Origin of the sequence: Enterococcus sp. DIV0210g (genome assembly GCF_050559705.1) — a bacterium.
GTDB classification, from domain to species: Bacteria; Bacillota; Bacilli; order Lactobacillales; family Enterococcaceae; genus Enterococcus_B; species Enterococcus_B faecalis_A.
The window spans coordinates 305,583-329,174 of the sequence record NZ_CP187903.1 but is presented as its reverse complement, the minus strand read 5'-3'; the positions used below and the strand labels follow the sequence as shown (position 1 = coordinate 329,174).

Here is a 23,592-nt window from a genome sequence, read left to right as displayed (position 1 = left end):
AATTTATTTCTAGTTTTTATCTATATTTTCAGTATGTTATACTTATAGAAGGCTTTTTAATAATCATTTTTAGGAGTATACGATGAGAAAAAAACATGCACGTATTATTGACATAATTATCATACTTTTTATGAGCACTTTTTATGTTTTGCCTTTATTTTTGCCCGACGGTGTTTTACATACCAGAAATCAAGATACTTATTTTCACCTATCTCGTTTAATTGGGTTAGATAATGTTTGGTCTAGTCCTGTGAATTTCAATAATTTCGGACATAATGGCACAATGATGAATATATTCTATCCTTGGCTTACTTTATATCCAGCTTATCTTTTTTACCATTTAACGAACAATCTTACTCTTGGATATGGACTTTATTATTGGTTCATCACAGTCCTCACCATGTTGATTGCATATTATTCGATGGGGAAAATCAAGAATAACAGAGTCATTTCTTTACTTTTTTCTATTATCTATACATTTTCCGCCTATAGAGCAACGGACATTTTCCATCGCGCTTCTTTAGGAGAAGCTGTAGCACTTACTTTTCTCCCTTTCGTTTTATTAGGATGTTATGAAATATATGTTGGCAACTACAAGAAATGGTATTTTCTTACTATCGGGATGACATTTATTGTTTACACACACTTGCTCTCGGTAGCGATGACAGCAGTTTTGATTGCTGCATCCTTTATTCTCACCTTTTATTTTTGGAACGACAAAATGCATCGTCTTGTCAGTTTAACTAAAGCAACTATTCTTACTATATTATTGTCAGCTGGATTTTTGATTCCTTTTATTCAGCAATCTTTTGCCCAAAGTTTACATGTTCCTGCTGGCAAAGTTCTTTCTGGAATGTTGCCTGCTGACATGTTGGTACAAGCTTTAAACAATAACCTAGCTAGTCCCAATCCTGGGCTGCTTTTACTTGCTGGCATCATAATTTCAATTGCATTTAAAAAATATTTTACGAACAGTGATTGGTTTATTTTTGCTCTTGGAATAATAGTTATATTTTGTTCAACGAACCTTTTTCCTTGGAGATTTTTTACAGACACCCCTATTGATAAGCTGCAATTTGTTTGGCGATTGAATACTTTTACTGCTTTATTTATTGCTTACATTATGAGTGTTGCAATCTTTTATGGATTCGCCAACAACAAACGTAACGGCTATACTGTTTTCTCTGTTATCTTGCTGACAATGTTTCTTCATGGATCAAGTATCATCAATTTGTATACGAGCAATCGAGAAAATATTTCTACAATTCCATCTGATAGAATTGTAGAAGCTGTAGGGAATTATCATCATACCGATTATGCAAATGCTGAATCTATGAATCATTTGGACTTTGTTTTGAATGATCATTATACTTTGAATGATGAAGAAATTAAGCCGCAAACAGATTTCTCAAGTAGTGAGTTTACAATCATCGTTAATAACCCGACTCAAGAGACTGGCAATTTGGTTACTCCTTTGTATCGTTATAAAGGACAGCAAGTTTCAATAAACGGCAAAGAAGCTTCAAGTACTTTATCTGCTATTGGTACTACTGAAATCAAAATTCCTTCAGGTAAAAATACAATTAAAATCTCTTATCGTTACGATAATTTAGCCCTTGCTGCAAGGTACCTTTCTATCTTAACATTAATTATTTGTCTTCTTTACACACTGATCAGAAGAATATTTTTCTCTAAATAAAAGATAAACACATTTAAATGCATTACCATTTTGACCACTTGCTATTTCAAGTGGTCTTTCTTTTATATAAAAAAGCGTATCTAGATAGACACGCTTCTTTAAACCACTATTTTTTGATTGCATCTCGTAACGTTTGCAGAACAAGTTCACGAGAATCTGACTCAACGTATTCTCCTTTTTTGACGCCTAATCCGTACGCTTGGACTGTCGTGAAGATGAAAGCCATCATTAAAGATATTGGCAGTTCTTTTAGGATTCCTGCAGCTTTGCCCTCTGTCAAAAGTTTTATCACTGCATTATTTGCCGGTGTTTCGGCAAGCGCTGTTCCTGTCTCTACTTTTTTCAAGAACTTTATATCCCCGATCAACATTAAACTTTCAGGATTTTCTACAGCAAAACGCAAAAGGCTGTTTAGATAACTATTGATCCGCTCTTCTAACGATAATGACTGATCTTGCAGCTGATCCATTCCTTGGGCTTTCCGTACTTTACTCATCTCTCTTTCAAATACACTATCGATCAGTGCTTCCTTGTTCTTAAAATAAAGGTAAACATTCGATTGCGCGATTCCGACTTTTTTCGCAACACGTGTTGTAGAAACAGCCGCAGCTCCTTCTGTCAAAATAATTTCTGCTACTGCATTTTGGATTTTTCTTTCTTTACTATCATCTCTTTTTCTCATGATTTGAGTGTAAAACAAATAGACAAAAACTGCAACATTGACAAAGATAGATCTATCTGTTATTATTCCGATAATTAAAAGATAGAACTATCTTTAATAAAAGGAGCATATAACATGAAAATCACTTTATTAGGTTCATTAGGTAATATCAATCAATTTGTCATTCCGCATTTAGTCGCGGATGGTCATGAAGTAACAGTTATCACGACCAATGAAAATAAAAAAGAAGCTATTCAAGAATTAGGCGCAAAAGCCGCAATTGGAACAATGAAAGATGCAGCTTTCTTAACCCAAACATTTACTGGTCAAGACGTTGTTTACTTGATGATTAGCGGCGGCTCTGCTGATATATTCCAAGAGGCCAAAGAACGAGCAGACATTTTTGCTGAAGCAATTCAGAATTCTGGAGTCAAGAATGTTGTCAACTTGAGCAGTGTTGGTGCAGATGCGGGTCCGGAAGCAGGTGCTCTTTATGCATATAACTTGATTGAAGAACGGTTGAATCAACTTCCTGTGAATATTGCTTATGTTCGCCCAGTTGCCTTCTATAATAATCTTTTCAGTCATTTACAAACAATTCAAAATGAACATAAGATTTACACAAACCTTTCACCAGATATAACTAGTTATTATGCTTCTCCTGCTGATATTGCAGAAGTCGTTTTACCGCTTCTGGAGAGCACTCCCAACGGTCATACAGTCCATTATGCTGTAAGTGATTCTTTTTCTTTAAAAGAGTTTACTGAAGCGTTGAAACAAAAATTAGGCTGGAACGATTTGACTATTGTTGAAATCTCTGATGAACACTATAGAGCTGCACTGCAAAAAAACAATGTTCCAGAACAAGCCATTGATGCGTTTATCCAAATGACTGTTTATCAAAGAAATTCTGAAGCTGCTTACAAAGATCTTGCTGCTTATGCGCCAAACTTCGGACAAGTAAAATTGAATGACTTTGTTGATACCTATGCTAAAGCAGTACAAAACACTACCGGAAACGGTCCAAAAGCACAAACGATTGTAAGCAAATAAACTTGAAAAAGGAGCTGATTTTTATCAGCTCCTTTTTTGTTTGCTAATGATTTTTATGCTCAAAACGAATGTTTATACAAATACAACTGCTTTTTTGCTAGTAATCTTTCATTTTTTCACAACTCACATTGTTTTTTACTATAGATTAAGTTAGGATATTACTAGTCAACAGAAGCTAAAAATCTCTTATTTTTAGCTTTGTTCAATATTTTGTGAGGTGTTTATTTTTGAAAAAAAGGTATGAGGAGCGTTATGGTCTCCTAACGATTTTTATTGCTTGTGCAATGATTGTTTTGCAACGTGTACTGATTACTGCGATAACTGTCCCTACATATGAAACGAATCCTGGAAGATTTTATATCTACTCGTTTTTACAAGCGGCTGTAGTGATTGGAACAAATTTGATCCCACTTTATATGGGTTACCAGTATCAAAAAATAGCTCGACTAAAAGTTCTGCATTACTTAAGCCGGTTTAGTTTTATCTTCATAACCACAGCACTGGGATGTAATATCTTTTTTTATGTCACAGCTAGTTATTTAAATATTCGCGATTTTTGGGTGCTGTTCACCCCAATCAGCCAAAGTTATTTCACCTATGCCGTTTCTTGCGTTCTGCTCTTTTGCAGTATCCCTTATATTGTCAACTTGCTAAAACAGTTATCAATGGTAACGCTAAAACGTCTTCTTTTGCTTTTAACGATTGTTTTAGTAGGCAGCTCTACTTTATTCAATAAAGACCCATTTGCTCTTCAACAAGGAAAAAGTGTTATTTGGATTTTTTATTTGTTTTTAGTCGGTTACGGAATGAAGGAATGGAACTGGAAAGAAAAAATTCGTTGGAAACTTCCGCAAGCAATCATTGGTCTGGGTATTCTATGTGCTTTGGTCCTTTTGATGACGCAAATCTCTCTGATCCTTAGAGGAAATGCTGGAACTGCTACGCGATTTTCTGCGCCATATTCGATTTTTGCAATGTATTATACACTTGCTCTGTTTTTATCCTTGGAATCGATTTCTGACAAAATAAAATTCAAAGGAACTGGACGTTTTCTGGCTACACTTTTGATCACGTCTCAAGTTATCTGCAACTTGCCCATTATTGCTTATCGCGTATCTGCATCTATGAAACGGGATTTTCCAAATTCTGGTAGAGCATGGTTGTTCAATATGGGCGAATTTTTTGGTTATTACCTCTTAGTAATCGTTATTTTGACTGCAGTATTCTATTATCTGCAAAAAATACGATTCATTCAACGGTTGTTCGATACTTTCGCTTTTGATTCTATTGAACAGTTGATGCAAGGTTTTAGTCGTACAGCAAGATGGTTTTCTAAAAATAAGAGTTACTTTTTTGTTGCCGCATTCTTTTATTTCTTTACGTTTGTTCAAATCTTTGTGTTAGAGCCAAAAGAGGGTTGGAAACAAACCATCCAAGCTGCTTTGAAAATATTGACACAGCGACAAGCACCAATGATTTTGACAGTTATCATCATCATGGGATTCTTTTTCTTGTTGTTATTACTTGCGAATCGCTTTTGGTATGCTTTTACAGCTACTTTGATCATCAATTTATTATTGACGATTTCTACAGTAATCAAAATGCAGATGCGGGAAGAACCTGTTTTTCCTTCTGATTTAAAAATGTTAGCTGGCTTTTCCGAATTACTTTCTATGGTCAGCCCTATCGTATTAATTGTCGGCAGTATTATCTTACTTTTCTTACTGATTATGAGCATTATCGTTCAGCGAAGATTACAAAAACAATATTCGTTGAAAATTCATTGGAAACGTCGATTTATCAGTATTGCTGTGTTGTTGGCATGTTTTTCAGGTGTTTTCTTTATCAATCATAAAAATTCACCTTCGTTCCTATTGTTTAACCTTTTCAAAGTAAATAAAGCTTTCTTTAATCAGCAAGGCGCCGTGAGAGACAATGGTCCTGTTATCCAATTTTTAAACAACATCGATATTAAAATCATGGAAAAACCAGACAACTATTCTCAGGAAAAAATCGATGAATTGATGAAAAAATACACCAAAAAAGCAAACGAAATCAATCAAACAAGAAATGAATGGTTAGCCAATCAAACGATTATTCTCAATTTAAGCGAAAGTTTCAGTAACCCAGCACGCGTCCCTAACCTAACTTTGTCAGCAGATCCTATTCCTTTTATCAACAGTAAGATACAGAGTGAAACAGGCGGCTTGATGTTATCTGCTGGTTATGGCGGCGGAACAGCTAACATGGAGTGGGAAGGTCTAACAGGTTTGAATATCAGTAATCTGGCGCCTTCATTAGTTACGCCATATACTCAGCTAGTTGAGAAACAAGAGACAAGTCCAAATATTACAAATCTATTCGATGAAAAAATTGCGATACATCCTTTTACTTCTACTCTTTATCGTCGAAAGCAGGTTTTTGAAAAATTTGGATTTGATAGATTTTACTATTTAGATAGTCCAGATAAACTGACTTATACTGATAAACTTGGTCAAAGTCCTCGAGTATCGGATGAATCAGCCTATAAAGAAACATTAAAGGCACTGCGAAGCAATACAGAAACTTCACAATTCATCCAATTGTCTACTATGCAAAATCATATGCCTTACGAAAATAATTATTATGATTCATTAGATTACACAAGCGAAGGTTCTGCTGTACCAGCTAGCCGGAAAAAAGAATTACAGACTTATATGCAGGGAATCCACTATACGGATGAAGCGGTGAAAGAATTTATCCAAGAAATCGATAAAATCGAAAAACCGATTACTTTTGTCTTTTATGGAGACCATTTGCCTGCTCTTTATAGCGGGAATGATTCAAAGAAATACGGTTTAGAACAACACCAAACAGACTATTTTATCTATAGCAACAAATATAGTCGCGAACAAGCAGTAAAATTAAATAAACCTGTTGTTTCCACTGATAATTTTGGTGCAATGGCTCTTAAACAAGCAAATATCAAAGTAACTCCTTACTATGCACTGTTGACTGAAATTGCTGAAAAACTTCCTGCCGCAACAATTGACCCAATAGAAAGTTCAACCAATCGCTTCAACGGTAAACAAGTGTTCATTACAGATGAGAATAAAATCATTCGAGAAGACGATTTAACAAAAGAACAAAAGCAGCTTTTGGAAGACTTCCGATTGATTCAATATGATCTTGTGGCTGGCAACCAATACAGTGCTGCTTGGGCAGAGCAAAAAGTTAGTGATTTGTATGAATAGCTTTTTGGGAAATAAATAATAAACAGACACGCAGTCCGCTGTAAAAACGGTTTGCGTGTCTGTTTTATTGTTTCAATTCACGTAAAAATGGCTGATAATCTACTTTATCAAAGTCGCTAACATCAAATCCATAAAGTTCTCCTAAACGAAATTCATTATATTTACGTTCGTTGATAATTTTTTCTAATTGATTCCACAAAATATCAAAATCAGCTATTAAACGAATCGATAATACTTCATACTGATACTTTCGGATAATTGGTTTCGCAAGTGCAGGTATTGTAATAGCAAAAATCGCGCCAATCACTCCCCACCTACTATTAGCACAATTCATCTTCAGCCTGAAAAATAACTAAAAATTACTAAAACAGAAACGGACCGAAAGCACAAACGATTGTAAGCAAGTAACAAAGAAAGACACGCAGATCGTGAAATAACTGATTTGCGTGTCTTTTTCATCATTTATAGCTTAAAACTACCAAAAGAATTGTTTAACAAAGAACATTAACCCAAAAATCTAAATACGTCTTCTCTATCATATAATTTTAAGACTTTTTCACATAAAAATTGAGTAAGAAGCGCTGCAAGCACTGGGATGATCAACCAGCATAGGAAAACAAGTAAAAGATTTAATCCCGCATCTAATGAAGCAAGCGGCCCAACAAGTCCTACTACGCCGAAACCAGCAGAAGCAGGCGTGCCAGAAATGGAGAATAGCGCGACCGGTATAGCTGTGATCACTGCACTAATTAAACACGGAACTAAAATGATCGGTTTTCTGAATAAATTCGGCATCATCATTTTCATCGCGCCTAAAGCAATCGCTATCGTCACTCCTGATCTATTGACCTTCCAAGAATTCACCACTAAAACAAGCGTTGTTGCAGCCACGCCCATCGCAGCAGCACCAGCAGAAACACCGTCCAATTGAATCGCCATCCCAATAGCCACTGTTGAAATTGGAGAAATAATCAGAAATGCGAATGAACAGCCAATCAATATTGACATAAGCAATGGTTGTAAAGTGGTGAAATTATTAATCAATGCTCCAATTGCGGAAGTAATCGCCGTTACATAAGGAAACAGATAAAAACCAAGCAATCCTGCTCCTACGCCTACAACAATCGGTGTCAGTACGATCGAAACAGAACCAAAACGTTCGCCAATCAACAAAATCAATCCAACAGCAATCGAAGCCGTGATCATTGTATTGATGATATCTCCTGTACCAGAACCGACGTAAACACCAGCTTCACCCAGTTCTGGAACAAATTTGACCACGCCAGAACCAACAAACGAAGCTCCTGCTACAACCATCATTTTCATCGGATTAAAACCAAATTGCAATGCAATCAGACCACCAATGATCAAAGGTGTCGCTAATTGAAAAATAACTGCTAATTGTGCAATCGTTACTGCAAAAGGATATTCGCTAAAGTATTTTAAAATCGCGCCTAGTACAGCGTTAGGAATCAATCCGATAATAATACCAGTGGCTGTTCCAGCTAAAACTTTATTCAAAAAAATTTTTGGTGTTATCTTTTGTGTGGTTTCCATTTAATTCTCCCTTTATTTTACGTTCAAACTATCTTCTTTTGCATGAACGAGTTCAGTTAAAAAATCACAATATGGTGTTGCAACACCATATTTCTTTCCTTTTCTTGAGATTGCTCCGTTGATATAATCGATTTCCGTTAATCGATGGTTTTTAATCAAGTCCTGATACATAGAAGGGTAATGCAACCCGATCGTTTCTGGATCAAAACAAGATTCGCAATGTGCAATCACTTCCGGAATATCTAATTCAATGTTTTCTATTGCTGCTACTTTAGCAAATTCATTGACAATTGTTTCCACCATTTTATGTGCTGTTGACGTTTTCCCAAGTTCTGCCATATTGACATCTAAAATCGTACATAATCCATTCATTGTTCCATTTACACATGCTTTACGATAAATAGAATAATGAATATTTTCAGAGAATTGAGCATTTAACCCTGATTCAGATAACTTATCCGCTAGTTCTTTCGCAGCTGTTTCTTTTCCAACACCTAAATTTTGCAATTCTACAGAACCGCTTCCAAATAATTTGACTTGTCCGGGTCCTTCTAAACCAGCAGTCCACATCGTGTTTCCGATATAGATATTTTCCATTGGTACAAATTTTTCAATAATATCTTCATGTCCGATACCATTTAATAAACACAAGACTTCTGTATCTTCTTTGATCAAGGATTGGATATCTTGCAGCATTTTTTCTAACTGCATCGCTTTTGTAAATAAAATAATCAAATCTACTTTATCTTCTTCTCTCACTTCTGACTGAAGAACGATGGGTAATTGAACCGACATTTCTTGCCCATTAAAATTTGCCTTCAGTCCCGATTCTTTGATTTTTTGGACATGTTCCGCCCATCCATCAATCAATAATACATCATTTCCGCCTTGGTGAAGCATCAACCCAAAACGGCTTCCCATTGCTCCAGCCCCTGCAATCGCAATTTTCATTTGTACTTCCTCCTTCTTTTTCTTTATATTATACTTGTTTGATATCGGTTTCACAATCTTGTTTAAATACTATATTCTGCTATACTGTTTTCTTTCCCTTATTTTTTAATAAGTAGAGATTTTTGCAACTTCGCTTGGCGATTAAGTAAACGGATATAAAAAAATAGTTGCAAAAAAGAGCTATGACAAAAATCATAACTCTTTTATATCTGATTTAAAAAATTTTTTGAAACTTAGCTGTTGATGATCTGATCAAACCCATTTTTCAATTCTGCATTACCAGTTTCTTTAAAATAAAGATAATTGTTTGGGTTGCCTTGATTTTGCTGTGTAACTAAAACTTTCGGCTGGTTTTGCTGGAATCCAAAGAAATAAAGATGTTTAACTCCTGGTTTTGAATCCTCTATATCAGAATAAACTGCTGCTAATTGAAAGTTTGCTTGTCCTGTACCGTCTCCTGTCCATTCCACAGAGACCGGCGTTTGATCAATGACCATGGTCCATTCGCCAGCTAAAATCGCTTGTGGTACTGGCATACCATAGTAATTAACATTTGCTTGATTATTATAACTTCTGTATTGCTGACCCATTTCTTGTCCCCACGTTGACATAAATGCTGCTAGTTCTGAAGCTTTGGTTACATTCCACAATGTTTGTTCTTCCATTTGAACGCTTGTCTCCGAAGTACTTGAAGCAGTAAACTGACTAGATTCAGTCGTACTTTGGGCTTCTGAGGTAGTTGTTGTCGGCTCCGAAGAAACAGTTGTTTGTGTATCTGATACTGTTGTTGAAACAGTTGAACTTTCTTTTTCTGAACTTGATGATTCGTTGGCACTTGTTTCTGTTATTTCTGTTGTTGCATTCGCTACTTTAGCAGAAGCTTCCTTTCCCCCATTTGCTGCACAACCCGTCAACAAGAAAAGCAATCCAATTGCAGCTATTCCTTTTTTCATTTAAAAGACTCCCTCCGTCTATTGTTTACCCTGTTTATTTTAGCAAACAATAGGTGAAATATGTCTTAACGTTTTGATGAGTTTTTTTGTGGGAATCTCATCTTTGATAGGGATGTTGTAAGAATCACTTATGATAAGGAGCTGCGTATCATGAGTGAATGATATTAGGAAAACTTCATAAAATAAATCTTTTATACATTTCCACTTCTAGATGGTCATTCATGTTAGAAGAATCAAACTATTTTTTTACTGTCGTAATAATATTAAAACACTAGCACAAATCAATTAAATTCCATAAAATATAAATAATAGACCTAGCATCATCTGGTATAAAATGGATGCTAGGTCCGTTATATTTACTCAAAATTGATTCTACGAATAGATCTTCTTATCATTTCTATTTTAGTAGTCATGCGTTGTTGTTCTTCTAAAGGTGGTAATGGTATAAGTAGTTTAGATAAATTTGTACCATTTACATTTGGTTGCCCAGTTCCGTAAGAAATTTTTTCTAATAACTTCCAATATAATGGCGAGTCTAAGAAGCAGTCTACGTATTCTGATAATAATTTCTCAACTAACCTAATTCGAATCAAGTAAGAAGCAAAAACAGATTCCTCACTTATTTCCTTAACCAAGAAACTTTTTCCCATAGTTCCTCCTGTCCTTGCTATCAAAATGTCATTTTCTTCCAATCTTAAATCAACTAGTTTAGAATTACTAATATCACAGTAAGGCACACTGGACCAATTTACACGTCCCTCTTGTATATCTGTGATTCTCAAAAACTTAACATTGCCTTGTTTTTTCGCCGAATCTGTATAGCCATATTGAATCTTAGTAGAAATACTTCCTAAATAAACCCATAGTCGAACATCGCTAGATGATTTTTCTTGTCGTTCTTTATGAACAACAGTGATCATCTTGAGTTGTCCGACTATTTTTTAGTTGCAGCAATCTTTTTGGGACGCTTATTTGCATGAAGCAACGTTGCTAAGTCTAGTAATAAAACATTGGCTAACACAGGATTGGCTTTCTCGCGATACGCTGCGGCGCCACTTTCAAACAATACTGCTAGACGATCTTCTACAACAACGATTTGTTCCAAATACGGTGGAAATTTGATTCGTTTTAGGATCCGGCTAGGAGAGTCCCGCTCGGACACTAAGAGTTCCGAGGTATAAGGACCATAAGAACGACTGGCTAAGAGATAATGGCCATAAAAAGCCACACCTTGAATCTTATCAGATGTTTTTCTGCTCATTGTCACGGTTGGTTGGATTTTGTCTTTGCGGCGAATTGCTGTTTTCATTTCAGCTATCGTCGGCAATAGATAGAAAGTCAACTGTCCTTCACCTTTTAGTGTGAAGTTGCCAGATACCAGTTGATCATTGTTTTGAGTCAAATACGATGCTTGTGGAATCTCTGAGAGATCAGTTGTCAGCCAATAAGCGATTGGCTGTCCCGTCTCTTCAGATGTATCTGCTAAGATATCGATCAAACGTAAAGCGGCTACTCGTCCAGTAGCAGATCCTGTGATTGTCAACCATAAAAGTTCCCGTTTTGTATCATATACTAAGCCCCCTACATGTGGCCGTTTAGGTAAAATCAGCAGTTTGATCGGCTGTCCTGTTTCTCTATCCAGTACATGAATAATAGAATGATGCTGATGGTCATAGCAGTAGGCAGAAATAAACACAAAATCTTGAGAAAAAGCCAACCCTTGCGGCGTCATCCATTGACAAACCTCATTTTCGCCGGTTTCCGGCACCACCATTCTTGTTTCTGTTAATCCAGGAATGTTATATTGTTTTGCTTCAGCCTTTTCCCAAGCTGCTTGAACAATAGGATACCGTTTTAACTTTTTTTCAATATCCTGATGTATCCGTTGCTGCTTCCAATGCTTAAACTTTAGGACATAGTAAACAAGGAGGCCAATGACCAGCAACACTAAAATCATTATTGCTACCCGCTGTGTCATTTTTTTGCCTCCTTGTTCTATTCGATCAATCGTACATATACCGCTATTAATTACCGTAACTACATGTTTCTTTTACTAGCGTTTCTTTTACTAGCGTTTCTTTTACTAGCGTTTCTTTATAGGATCTTTCATAATCTCATTTATAGTAACATTAAGAATCCCTTATTCTACTATAGTCACTTCCACATCAATATTGCCTCTTGTTGCTTTAGAGTATGGGCAAAATGCGTGGGCTTCTTCTGCGATTTTCTCTGCTTGGTCCTTCTCAAGTCCTGGCAAAGAAACTTCTAAAACAACCCCGATTTGGTAGCCCCCATCTTCTAATTGAAATAAAGATACCCGTGCTTTGACTTCAGAATCAGACTCAAGATTATTTTCTTCCAGCATGTGTTGAACCGCGCCGTTGAAGCAAGATGCGTATCCAGCCGCAAAAAGTTGTTCCGGATTTGTCCCTTCACTATGGATTCCTGGGCGGTCGATCTTCATGTGCATACTTCCGTTTGGTGCCTCAACCTCGCCATCACGGCCTCCACGATTGATCATTGCTGTTTCGTACATTTTTTTCATTGAGATCATCCTTTCTTTCGTCGTTCTATATTAAGTGTAACGAGTATTTTTTAATCTGACAAAGGTAATGCTTGCATTCGGCGACATCAGTTAGACAACATCGATGATCAGTGATAGAAGCAGTTTATCTATACAAAAAAAGAAGCAGCGAAAAGCTGCTCCTTAAGATAATAGGTAAAATTGCTGATATATTTGACGATTAACCTCTTGAACGTCCCAAGAAAAATGATACTACAGCAACAACGATGATCGCACCAATGATAGAAGGAATCAAAGCCATTCCTGCTAATTGAGGACCCCAGCTACCTAACAATGCTTGTCCAATTGCTGAACCAACTAAACCTGCAACGATGTTAGCTATCCATCCCATTGATCCACCTTTATTTGTAATTGCTCCGGCAATCAAACCGATAATATCTCCTACGATTAATACCCATAACCAATGCATAATTTTCTCTTTCTTTCTGTGAAATATTTATTACACAAAATATTTTACACTCTCAGCTGGGTATCATGAGTGAATGATATTTATAAATCACTAGATATTGAAGTATATTCTGTTTTCTCAACTTATTTAGTCAGATTTTTTAATGAAGATTTTTTGAGTAACATTTCTATAATTCCTACTTATTGAAAAGTAGTTTGTAGTGCTGCTTCTATCTCTCTCATCTGTTCTACAAATTCCAAATAACTTGACGCAGCTTGCGGAACGCCGATTGTAAAATTAAGCTAGACAACTAAAAAAGTCATTTGTGCTACACTCAAAATAGTTCCGACCAAAGAATTATAAGGAGTGAGTACAAATGACCTATACCCATCTTACAACGGATGAACTTGTAATAATAGAGTCTTATTTCAAAATTAATCAATCTGTTGCGCTTGAATCAAGTTAACATTACTTTGAAGGGGTATACTAATATTCTCACACTTTTTTCTTTAATTCTTCTACATCTTCTGAATCCCTAATATGGATATTAATAATAGTTTCTTGTTCTTGCTTCTTCAAAAGAGAAAGTTTATTCGGACTAGGAACAAAAATGACGAGTAATACAACATAACCACTATGGTTGTTAGGTGTTTGAATAGATACCTTTTTATCTGTTTTCGTCCATAGCTGTTTCAACAGTCTTCGGGAGACTTCCTTTTTTACCATGAGACTCATAACGGTTCTGTTGCAAAGTTTTAAATCTACTATCAAATAAGGTAGAATAATAGAAAAAGATAGCAGGAGGAATGACGATGAATCATTTTAAAGGAAAGCAATTTCAGCAGGATGTGATTATTGTAGCCGTGGGCTACTATCTTCGTTATAACCTTAGCTATCGTGAAGTTCAAGAAATCTTATATGATCGTGGCATTAACGTTTCTCATACGACGATTTATCGTTGGGTGCAAGAATATGGCAAACTACTCTATCAAATTTGGAAAAAGAAAAATAAAAAATCCTTTTATTCATGGAAAATGGATGAAACGTACATCAAAATTAAAGGAAAATGGCATTATTTGTATCTAGCCATCGATGCAGATGGTTTAACCTTGGATATTTGGTTACGTAAAAAACGGGACACACAAGCAGCCTATGCTTTTCTTAAGCGGTTAGTGAAGCAGTTTGATGAACCGAAGGTTGTAGTCACAGATAAAACCCCCTCTATTACAAGTGCCTTTAAGAAACTAAAAGAATACGGCTTTTATCAAGGGACAGAACATCGTACCATTAAATACCTGAATAATTTGATTGAACAAGACCTTCGTCCAGTAAAGAGACGCAATAAATTCTATCGAAGTTTACGCACTGCCTCTACCACGATTAAAGGCATGGAAGCCATCCGAGGATTATATAAGAAAACCCGAAAAGAAGGTACTCTCTTCGGGTTTTCGGTCTGTACTGAAATCAAGGTATTATTGGGAATCCCAGCTTAAATCATAGATACCGTAAGGGATTTTATTCTTTATTTAAAACTTTGCAACAGAACCGATTTTTTAATCATTTACACGAAAATTAATTTTATAAAGAGCATACTCTATACTCTTCTTTTTTTTCAAGAACTCAAAAAAGCGGAAAATCCCAGATTTAAAAATCTGAGTTTCCGCTTTTGTCATTTCAAGGATGGACTATTGTCTCAGCCTCTTCTAATTTATTCTTAAGATATTTTTACTTTCTCTGCAGGTGCTGATACTTCTTTTTGTTCTTTTCGACCTTTCAACTTATACTTCATTAATCTCATGCCATTGAAAATTACCACCAAGATACTACCTTCATGAACCAACATTCCGATAGACATATTCATCCATTCGCTGAAGAAGACGCTGGTCAACAAGACCAACACTACTCCAATTGAAATCACGATATTTTGTTTCATATTATTTGCGGTGGCTTTTACTAATCCTAATGCGTGAGGCAAGTTGCTGAAGTTCGAGTTCATTAAAACGACATCGGATGTTTCAATCGCTACGTCCGTTCCGCTTCCCATTGCGATTCCAATGTCTGCTAAAGCTAAGGACGGACTATCGTTAACGCCATCTCCAACAAAGGCTACAATTTGACCACGTTGTTGAAGTTTTCCGATATAAGCCGATTTGTCTTCCGGCAACATGTGGCCGTGAGCTTCGGTCAAACCAAGTTCGCCGGCGACCACATCAACGGTTCCTTGGTTATCTCCTGAAAGAACGACTAGATTTTTCACGCCCAAGTCTTTTAATTCCTGCAAATTAGCTTTCACACCCGGACGGACTTGATCGCGAATGCCCATCAGTACTTTTAATTCACCGTCGACCGCTGTCAAAACGAGAGAGTTCCCTTGTTGTTCAAACCGTTTGACATCTTTTTGCACTTTTTTGCTGAGAGTGACATTTTCTTTTTCCATCAAGGCCACATTCCCAACAGCCACTCTATGTCCAGCTACACTTGAAACGATTCCGCCGCCTTTCACGACTTCAGTTCCTTCAACAGGATAAAAATTTGTTTCTCCAATTTGATTTAAGACCGCTTTTGCTAATGGATGATCTGATTCCCGTTCCACACTGGCCAGATAGCCAAGCGTTTCAGCAGAATCTTTTTCATACAGTTCAGTCGCTGCAACGGTTGGGTTTCCGACAGTTAAAGTACCTGTCTTATCAAATACAATTGTATCCACATTGCTGAAGTCTTGAATGACTTCACTCCCTTTTAAAAGAACACCGTTACGAGCACCATTCCCGATACCGGCAACGTTTGAGACAGGCACTCCGATAACTAATGCGCCTGGGCAACCTAGAACCAAGATGGTGATTGCTAACTCAATATTTTGACTGAACGCCCATACAACAATTGCCAGAACCAAGACAGCTGGTGTGTAGTATTTAGAAAAGCGATCAATGAACCGTTCCGCTTCGGATTTAGAATCTTGTGCTTCTTCCACGAGTTCAATAATTTTTCCAAATGTGGTGTCCTCACCAACTCGGTCAGCTCTGATTTGAATCGTTCCGTTTTCTAAAATGGTTCCTGCAAAAACTTCTGCATCAGCTAGCTTGTTGACCGGAACAGCTTCCCCTGTAATGCTAGCTTCATTGATATGCCCTTCGCCCGTAAGGACTGTGCCATCCACTGGAACTTTCGCACCCGTTTTAACGAGCAAGATATCCCCTTCATCTACATCATCCACTTCTACTTCTTCAAATTCGCCATTATCCATTTGTTTCAAGGCGCTTTCGGGTGCCATTTCAGTCAATTCTTTGATAGCAGATCGTGTTTGGTTCAATGTTCGTTGTTCCAAGTAGTGTCCGAATAAGAATAAGAACGTGACAATAGCCGATTCTTCATAATTTTGAATAAAAAGCGCACCAATCGCTGCAATACTGACTAAGACATCAATACTGATGACTTTGACTTTCATTGCTTGAAACGCTTGAATGGCAATTGGCGTAATCCCAAAGACAGAGGCGATGATCAAAGACCACTCTGAAAGTCCTACGTTTTCTAAAACAAAGTGACTGAAGAAACCGAGTGCAATTAACAATCCACTGATGACGGTGATAACATTTTTCTTGCTTAATATATATTGTTGCATGCTTTTTCCCTCCAAATTTAATTTCTCTTTTATTGATAAATACAGTATAAGATAATTGCCTAAGTAATTAATTGACTGACATCAAGTTTTGAAAAAATACGTGTCCCTTCTCACTATTTTTTTGATCTAACAGCCTCAATGACATTTATTCCTCTTTACAGTTATAACGATACCCTCTTTTTATCGAATAAAAATTTACGGCTATCAAGTTTAGAAAGTTCTCTTTTATCGTTTCTAAGCACCTCGAATCAGATTGCAACAAAAAAGCAATCCCGGAAAAATAGCTTTTCTTCCAGAATTGCCTAGTTCATTTAATCTGTTAAGCGGCCTTGACTTTTGCTTTAAGGACCGGATAGCCTACGTTTTCGATAGCTTTTTGAATCTCTTCAATCGAAGTGACAGCTGAATCAAAATTGATTTTGACTTTGCTGGAGTTGAATAATACTTTAATGCTGTCTTTATCAATACCGTTAACTGATTTCAAGGCACCTTCAATTTTTTGCATACAACTTGGACAAGACAACGTTTCTAATTGCAATATAGCTTTTTCCATAATTCCTATCTCCTTTATGTGTTTTTATTTTATCCGCAGCAGATTAATGAACACTGCCTTTTCCTCTTTACAACTGTAGTATAGCTCACTTTTAGCAAACGAAAATTGACGCATATCAAGTTTTGCACTTCTTTTTATCTTTTTGCTCAATTCACCATCTTAATAGTCTTTTTCTGCCCCTTATTGCCATCAGAATAATAAGAAATTGGTGGATAGTCTTGTCTGCGTATAAACCATACTACAATCGCGCCAATAAACAGGGCCAGAGACAAGGCTTGCGAAACGCGGATCCACTCGCCAATCCATAAACTGTCCGTTCGCATACCTTCAATGAAGAACCGACCCACTGAGTACCACAAAACGTAACTCAAAGCGACTTCTCCTTGAAGCAAAAGCTGTTTTCGGTTCCGTATAGTGACGATGAGGACAAAGCCCAACAAACTCCACAATGACTCGTATAAAAAAGTCGGATGGTAGTAGGTACCATTGATATTCATTTGTTCAAATGATAAATTCAGGTAAATAAAGATTTTCCAAGAATTGACGAGTAACCGGTCCACCATGAGCTTCCTGATTCATAAAATTGCCCCAACGACCAATGGACTGGGCTAACAATACATTGGGCGCTAAAATATCAAGAACGAGTGCCAAAGAAGTACCTTTTTTCTTTGCATACCAATATAGCGTACCCCCTCCTGCAATCAATCCCCCATAAATCGCAATGCCGCCATTCCAAATCGCAAGGATTTGTCCTGGATTTTGCAGATAATAACCAAGTTCAAATAACACATAATAAAGCCGAGCGCCGAGGAGTCCAATCGGAATTGCCCATAAGGCCATATCGATAATGACTCCATACCAATGAATCACAACAGAACCAATCTCCACCGCATGGGGATTCAAAACGCCTAATACGAATTCCATTCTATTTGCTCCATTTCTTCAATTTTTCGCGTCATTCTAGTCATGGTGATGCTGAACAAGATTCCGGCTAAGCTCCATGGAAACCAAACAGTGAATACACTTTTATCTCCCTGATCACTCGCTTCGTAATACGCCACTTTTCCGTGTCCGATTACGCCGGCTCCTTTTACAACTTCCTCTTCTTTTTCCATAGCTAACCTACCTGCCTCAACAACGTTAGACGTTTTTGCTTCGCCGCCAATCGTGTTCTTGGTGAAAGGGACGACAAAGAATGCACCCGCTGCTGACAACGTGATGGCAACTATCACCCAAAAATAATGCACATTCACCCCTACTTATTTTTACGTTTTGTTCGACAACCCTATCTTAAAGAAAAATAAAACAAAAAAACTTGAGGGTTATCATGTTTGTGCTTTTATTTTTCCAATGAATGAAGGTCGTTCTGTCTTAAAAAAGCCAAAAACGGACAGATGGAAGTAAAAGCACTGAGTTCTGTCCCGTTGTTAATGAAGAGCGACAGAACACCAACGTGTAGAAAAAAGTGTGTCCGATTATTCGCTGTAAAGCAATAAATCATCTAAATCCTGAATCTTGATCCTTTTCCCAGACAGCTGTTGAATCAATCCCTCGTCCTCCAATTCTCCAAATTTGCGACTGATGGTCTCAGGTGTCGTTCCTAAATAGGAAGCAATGTCCTTTTTTCCCATCGGCAGGGTGATGGTGGGAGAGTTGCCCATTTCAGGTTCCACATTTTCTGCCAAAAACAAAACTAAACGGGTAATGACACTCTCCAAGGCTACTTGTGTCGTTTGACGTTCTGAACTTTCTAATCGTTTAGACATTTCCGCCAATAGTTTTAAAGAAATAGCTGGGTATTGTTCCAGAAAATCTTGGACATCTTTTTGCTGAATCATACAGACAACGGTATCTCGGGTTGCTTCGGCATATTCCTCGTGTACTGCATCCGGGTTGAACAAGGTCCATTCTCCGGTGAAATCACCAGGGTTCAAGATCCGCACTAGCTGCTCTTTGCCAGAGTCTGCCAATCGATAAATACGGACTTTTCCGCGATTCACAATATACAAGGCATCATCTTTTTCTTGTGAACGAAACAGAAACTCTCCTTTTCGATACTGTTTCGTGTGGGCTTTTTCAGCAATGTAATTCATCGCGCTATCCTCTAAGTGATTGAATATTGGAACCAAGCGGATACAGGCTGCGTGGTCGCCAATTTCATGATGGATATGTTTAGTCAATTCATTCTCCCCCTTTATTTATTTTGTTTATATTCGCTGCTTTTATTATATAAGTCTCTTACTACAAAAAAATTGATGCACATCAAGAAAATGGAAAAAGGACTGGAAAGAATTCCAATCCCTAAATCAGCTTCTACTTTTACCTTAATCTTCATCCTCATCAAGAGCGTCATCATCTTCTAATGCTTCTTTACCAATGAACGCTTGCAGCATCCAAATGTTCTTGTCTAAGTCATTTTTAAAAGCAATCAATGTATCTTCTAAAGCATCGTCACCCTCGTCTTGAGCTAAACGAATCGCGCGAATAGTTAGGTCACGAGTGCTTCTGAAGTCCTCGATAATATTTTCAACCATGTCTTCTGCTTTAGCGTATTTATTAACTGCATCTTCCGAAAGCATCGAATATTTTTCAAATTCAACCGTTGTCGAAGCAGGTTTATGCCCAGAAGTAATTAGACGCTCCGCAAGTTTGTCGAACCATTTTTCATTTTCGTTATACAACTCTTCAAATTTTTCATGCAACGTAAAGAAATTGGCTCCTTTTACATACCAGTGATATTGGTGCAGTTTCACATGTAATGTATGCATGTTGCCTAAAAGATGATCCGCAATGGCCGCTGCATTAATTTTCGTATGATGAACATGTTCCTTGTGTTCTTGTTCTTCTTGCAATCTTTCTTGGGGTGTTCTTTCTTGAGTAGCTTTATTTTCAGTCATGATTTATTCCTCCTATAATTTTGGTTTGTTTAAAATAGCTTTCTTTGATTCCTCCTTTTTCTTTACTGAATTTAGTATAGGATAGATTTCCGTTAAAAAAATTGACGCTCATCAAGAAAAGTATTTCTTAATAGACGCCAGGCTTCTCTATTAAATTCAACTGAAATAATCAAAGGAATGAAGTCGTTCCCTCCAAACAAAAATTTCATTAAAGTAGGTCCTAAAAAAAGAATAGCAACTATACTTTGTCAAGAGACCTGACTGCTATTTTTTTACTTGTTATTCTTCAATTACCAAATGTCTTGCCTTGCAGTATATTTAATGCTCTTTCTCACTAGTGTTGCATGCAACACTAGTGAGAAAGAGTATTAATAAGATTAACCTAGAAGAATAACTTTACTTTATTTATGTCATACCATAAATAAAAATTGAAAAGAATTTTTTATTTATTTTTAGTAGATCGATTAATAGGAGTTTTAGCTTGGGAGCGTCAATAATTTTGTGTAAATGGTTCTTTAGAGGTAACCTTTGATCGAACCCAAGCGAATGTCTTCAATTGTTTGGTCAATGCGTTTGAGTACTGCGGGAATGGTGTTCCTCAAGAAATTTGGTTTGACAATATGAAAACAGTTGTTGATAGAAGTAAAAGCCAATTTAGTCAAACCGTTTTTAACGAAAAATTTCGTCAATTTGCTAAAGATGCTGGATTCAATCCGATTGCTTGTCGCCCTTTTCGTCCACAAACCAAAGGCAAAGTTGAAGCTTTAGCTCGTACTGTTAACCGCTTAATGGTCTTTAACTACGAGTTTGAAAATGAGCAGGAGCTAAAACGAATCGTCTATGAGTTTATGAATGACTTAAATAATGAACGTTCTCAAGCAGTGAATAATCATCCCTCTAAGCTTCTTATAGATGAACAATCGGTGTTGCGTCCTTTCAATCGTTCAGAACTAGTCAGATATGTTTCTAGAACCCAACACGTAATTAGAAAAGTTTCCATTGAATCCATGGTCCAATATCAAAACTCAAAGTATTCTGTTCCCATGAAATATATTGGTAAAGAGGTAACTTTAGATGTCCGTAAGGACAGTCTATTCATTTGGTATGGCCATCAATGTATTCGCTCGCACCCATTAAGCAAAAAAACCTTAAATTATCAACGTGATGACTCTCTTGAGATTCTTCGATCTGATGTCTTCAAATACTTAGAAGACGAAGAATTGGAGCGCTTTGTAGAAGAAAATTTAGATGCTTACGATGAATTATAAGGAGGCTCATATGTCAAATTACCATCAGTTATTAAATCAATTATCAGATTTAAATCTTACCTGTATCAAAGAAATTTTACCTGCCCATTTAGATGAAGTAGCTAAAAATGAACAATCTCTAGTTGATTCTTTATTTGAATTAACACATCAAGAAATTAGCTATCGTAGAAAGGAGACCCAAAGAAAAATTTTAAAACGGGCAATGTTTCCCTATCATAAACGCCTTCTTGATTTTAACTTTGATTTTCAACCCAAAATCAAAAAAAGTGAAATTCAAGATTTAGTGACATTACGCTTTTTAGACACGTATGACAACCTTTTATTCATTGGAATAGCGGTGTTGGAAAAACCCATTTAGCCGTTTCAATTGGTTTAGAGTGTATTGATAGAGGGCAGAGCTGTTTATTTATCACTAGTACAGAACTGGTTAATCGACTTATCCGGGCACATAAACGTGGGACAAGTGATACCATGCTCAAAAAATATGCGAGCTATTCTGTATTAATTATTGATGAAGTCGGGTATCTCCCCTTCTCAAAAGAAGGATCTAACTTACTGTTTCAACTAATTAATATGCGATACGAAAGAAAATCAACGATTATTACAACGAATATTCCTCTGTCTCAATGATCCGAAATTTTTGGTAATAAGAAATTGACTAATGCTTTATTGGACCGATTGGTCCATCATTCTAAAATTATTCAAATTACAGGACCTTCCTATCGAATGAAAAGTTATAGTGAAACGAAAGGAAAAGAAACGAAACGATAAAGAGAAAACTACCTACAATTTCAATGGCCCAAAACCAACATTTTATTATGGCCCTTGATAGACATGTTTCGTAACCCACATTAAAAAAATAGAAATCTTTAAATATAGTCTCAACTGTGAATTTATCAATATACTTATATGTATCTGTCATCTTTATTCTCCTTGCAAATTGTATTATATTTTTTTAGGGAGCGTCAATAATTTTGTGTAAATAACTCGTCCTTCTGCAAAATAATGGGTTACTCAGTAAACATTGAAGCTAATGTATCCGTCACTTGTTGGAAGCCTTTATGGCTTCTATTTAAGAATTTTTGATTGTATGTATCAAAGATGGATACTAGGAAACGCTCTAGTGATTCTTCATTTTGAAACTGATCTTTTCTGCGGCTGTATTTCTTGATTTGTTTATTGAAAGATTCGATTAAATTAGTTGAGTAAATGCTTCGGCGGAAACTCATAAAAAGTCAATAAATCTCGATTTTTTATCAGTGACTGCGTCACTTTAGGATAAGTTTTCTGCCACTTCTCTATCTTACTCCCTAAAAAGGTATTTGCCTCTTCCTTTGAGCTAGCTTGATAAACAGCCTTAAAATCATCACAGATTTCTTTTCGATCTTTGACACGTACTTTATGAGCAATATTACGGGAAACGTGAACACAGCAATGTTGGTATTTAGCTTTAGGATAAATCTGGTGAATCGTATCTTTCATGCCTTTTAAGCCATCGGTAATAAACAGTAAGACATCATGAACCCCTCTGGAGTAAATGTCCTGTAACAACTCATTCCAAACGTAGGTCGATTCAGTCGGAGCAATCGCATAACTTAGTACTTCTTTAGTGCCGTCTTCTCGTATACCAATGGCAATATAGATTGCTTCTTTGGAGACGGTTTGCCGTTTTAAAGGAATATAAGTAGCATCCATGAAAATAGCGACATACTTATCATTTAGAGTTCTAACTTTAAATGCATTTACTTCTTCAGTCAGCACTTTAGTCATGTTGGACATGGTTTGGGGCGTGTAGTGATGCCCATACATTTTCTCAATCAAGTCTGCGATTTCCGACATGGTAATACCTTTTCGGAAGAGGTGAATGACGGTCTCCTCTAAGGTATCATTCGTCCGTCTATAAGCAGGAACAGTCTGTTGCTTGAACTCGCCGTTGCGGTCGCGCGGAATCTGGAGATGAAGTTCCCCGTACTCGGTCTTGACCGTACGGTCATAGGAGCCGTTACGAGAATTACCCGTGTTAAAACCAATGCGATCGTACTTTTCGTAATCGAGGAAAGCTGGATTTGAGTCAAGACCTCGGACACGATTTGCGAGAGTTTTTTTCGAGATTCCGGCGGGCGAGTATCTCATCGTTTCGACCAGCCGTCAAACCAAAACCGTTTGACCGCTGATC

19 protein-coding genes and 3 pseudogenes are annotated in these 23,592 nt (G+C 36.8%); 6 read left to right on the top strand and 16 right to left on the bottom strand.

The window, feature by feature from the left end:
• Positions 1–82: 82 nt before the first annotated feature.
• Positions 83–1,699, top strand: a complete 1,617-nt coding sequence (locus IGI64_RS01605) for a hypothetical protein (RefSeq protein ID WP_429939252.1) — start codon at positions 83–85, stop codon at positions 1,697–1,699.
• Positions 1,700–1,805: 106 nt separating this feature from the next.
• Here IGI64_RS01605 and IGI64_RS01600 read toward each other — a convergent pair whose 3' ends face one another.
• Positions 1,806–2,399: a TetR/AcrR family transcriptional regulator gene (locus IGI64_RS01600; RefSeq protein WP_429939251.1), complete on the bottom strand. Its 594-nt coding sequence runs from the start codon at positions 2,397–2,399 to the stop codon at positions 1,806–1,808.
• A 96-nt stretch (positions 2,400–2,495) separates the two neighbouring features.
• Here IGI64_RS01600 and IGI64_RS01595 point away from each other — a divergent pair, with 96 nt between their 5' ends.
• Together IGI64_RS01595 and IGI64_RS01590 are read left to right on the top strand one after the other, a co-directional pair.
• Complete coding sequence (locus IGI64_RS01595) at positions 2,496–3,413, top strand: NAD(P)H-binding protein (protein ID WP_429939249.1); 918 nt, start codon at positions 2,496–2,498, stop codon at positions 3,411–3,413.
• 227 nt (positions 3,414–3,640) lie between these two features.
• Positions 3,641–6,646 (top strand): LTA synthase family protein, encoded by a 3,006-nt coding sequence (locus IGI64_RS01590; protein ID WP_429939248.1) that lies wholly within the window; start codon positions 3,641–3,643, stop codon positions 6,644–6,646.
• Positions 6,647–6,710: 64 nt separating this feature from the next.
• Here IGI64_RS01590 and IGI64_RS01585 read toward each other — a convergent pair whose 3' ends face one another.
• The 8 genes from IGI64_RS01585 to IGI64_RS01550 all read right to left on the bottom strand — a co-directional run bounded on the left by IGI64_RS01585 (position 6,711) and on the right by IGI64_RS01550 (position 13,100).
• Positions 6,711–6,980: a hypothetical protein gene (locus tag IGI64_RS01585; RefSeq protein WP_429939247.1), complete on the bottom strand. Its 270-nt coding sequence runs from the start codon at positions 6,978–6,980 to the stop codon at positions 6,711–6,713.
• 170 nt (positions 6,981–7,150) lie between these two features.
• Positions 7,151–8,203 carry a PTS sugar transporter subunit IIC gene (locus IGI64_RS01580; protein ID WP_429939246.1) on the bottom strand — a complete coding sequence of 351 codons (1,053 nt, stop codon included), beginning with the start codon at positions 8,201–8,203 and terminating at the stop codon, positions 7,151–7,153.
• Between the two features lie 12 nt (positions 8,204–8,215).
• Positions 8,216–9,154 carry a 2-dehydropantoate 2-reductase gene (locus tag IGI64_RS01575; RefSeq protein ID WP_429939245.1) on the bottom strand — a complete coding sequence of 313 codons (939 nt, stop codon included), beginning with the start codon at positions 9,152–9,154 and terminating at the stop codon, positions 8,216–8,218.
• Positions 9,155–9,387: 233 nt separating this feature from the next.
• The gene (locus IGI64_RS01570) at positions 9,388–10,107 is read right to left on the bottom strand and encodes a DUF4767 domain-containing protein (protein WP_429939244.1); all 720 of its coding nucleotides are present in this window, start codon (positions 10,105–10,107) and stop codon (positions 9,388–9,390) included.
• A 356-nt stretch (positions 10,108–10,463) separates the two neighbouring features.
• A complete protein-coding gene (locus IGI64_RS01565) occupies positions 10,464–11,027 on the bottom strand; it encodes a restriction endonuclease subunit S (protein WP_002294754.1) in 564 nt (187 codons plus the stop codon).
• Positions 11,028–11,041: 14 nt separating this feature from the next.
• On the bottom strand, positions 11,042–12,085 hold the full coding sequence (locus IGI64_RS01560) for a hypothetical protein (RefSeq protein WP_002292292.1): 1,044 nt from the start codon (positions 12,083–12,085) through the stop codon (positions 11,042–11,044).
• A gap of 162 nt (positions 12,086–12,247) precedes the next feature.
• Positions 12,248–12,652, bottom strand: coding sequence for an organic hydroperoxide resistance protein (locus IGI64_RS01555; protein ID WP_002292291.1), 405 nt, complete (start codon positions 12,650–12,652; stop codon positions 12,248–12,250).
• 199 nt (positions 12,653–12,851) lie between these two features.
• Entirely contained in the window at positions 12,852–13,100 is a 249-nt protein-coding gene (locus IGI64_RS01550) for a GlsB/YeaQ/YmgE family stress response membrane protein (protein ID WP_429939243.1), read from the bottom strand.
• A 791-nt stretch (positions 13,101–13,891) separates the two neighbouring features.
• On the opposite strand from IGI64_RS01550, the gene IGI64_RS01545 reads away from it, so the two are divergent.
• Complete coding sequence (locus tag IGI64_RS01545) at positions 13,892–14,572, top strand: IS6-like element IS1216 family transposase (RefSeq protein ID WP_396001227.1); 681 nt, start codon at positions 13,892–13,894, stop codon at positions 14,570–14,572.
• Positions 14,573–14,793: 221 nt separating this feature from the next.
• On the opposite strand, the gene IGI64_RS01540 is transcribed toward IGI64_RS01545, so the two are convergent.
• The 6 genes and pseudogenes from IGI64_RS01540 to IGI64_RS01515 form a co-directional block, all read right to left on the bottom strand.
• Entirely contained in the window at positions 14,794–16,698 is a 1,905-nt protein-coding gene (locus tag IGI64_RS01540) for a heavy metal translocating P-type ATPase (protein WP_005225221.1), read from the bottom strand.
• A 319-nt stretch (positions 16,699–17,017) separates the two neighbouring features.
• Entirely contained in the window at positions 17,018–17,251 is a 234-nt protein-coding gene (locus IGI64_RS01535; protein ID WP_003703288.1) for a heavy-metal-associated domain-containing protein, read from the bottom strand.
• A 146-nt stretch (positions 17,252–17,397) separates the two neighbouring features.
• Positions 17,398–18,175 (bottom strand): annotated as a pseudogene (lgt, locus tag IGI64_RS01530) (prolipoprotein diacylglyceryl transferase).
• On the bottom strand, positions 18,160–18,498 hold the full coding sequence (locus IGI64_RS01525; RefSeq protein WP_081123411.1) for a hypothetical protein: 339 nt from the start codon (positions 18,496–18,498) through the stop codon (positions 18,160–18,162). The pseudogene lgt and the gene IGI64_RS01525 overlap by 16 nt, the downstream one beginning before the upstream one ends.
• A gap of 228 nt (positions 18,499–18,726) precedes the next feature.
• Positions 18,727–19,431, bottom strand: a complete 705-nt coding sequence (locus IGI64_RS01520) for a Crp/Fnr family transcriptional regulator (protein WP_429939242.1) — start codon at positions 19,429–19,431, stop codon at positions 18,727–18,729.
• Between the two features lie 144 nt (positions 19,432–19,575).
• Positions 19,576–20,148 (bottom strand): Dps family protein, encoded by a 573-nt coding sequence (locus IGI64_RS01515; RefSeq protein WP_002292150.1) that lies wholly within the window; start codon positions 20,146–20,148, stop codon positions 19,576–19,578.
• 620 nt (positions 20,149–20,768) lie between these two features.
• On the opposite strand from IGI64_RS01515, the gene IGI64_RS01510 reads away from it, so the two are divergent.
• Positions 20,769–21,416 (top strand): Mu transposase domain-containing protein, encoded by a 648-nt coding sequence (locus IGI64_RS01510; RefSeq protein WP_411245463.1) that lies wholly within the window; start codon positions 20,769–20,771, stop codon positions 21,414–21,416.
• A 10-nt stretch (positions 21,417–21,426) separates the two neighbouring features.
• Positions 21,427–22,187 (top strand): annotated as a pseudogene (istB, locus tag IGI64_RS01505) (IS21-like element helper ATPase IstB).
• A 239-nt stretch (positions 22,188–22,426) separates the two neighbouring features.
• Here istB and IGI64_RS01500 read toward each other — a convergent pair.
• A pseudogene (locus IGI64_RS01500) lies at positions 22,427–23,477 on the bottom strand (IS256-like element ISEfm2 family transposase); the annotation flags it as partial.
• Positions 23,478–23,592: the final 115 nt, after the last annotated feature.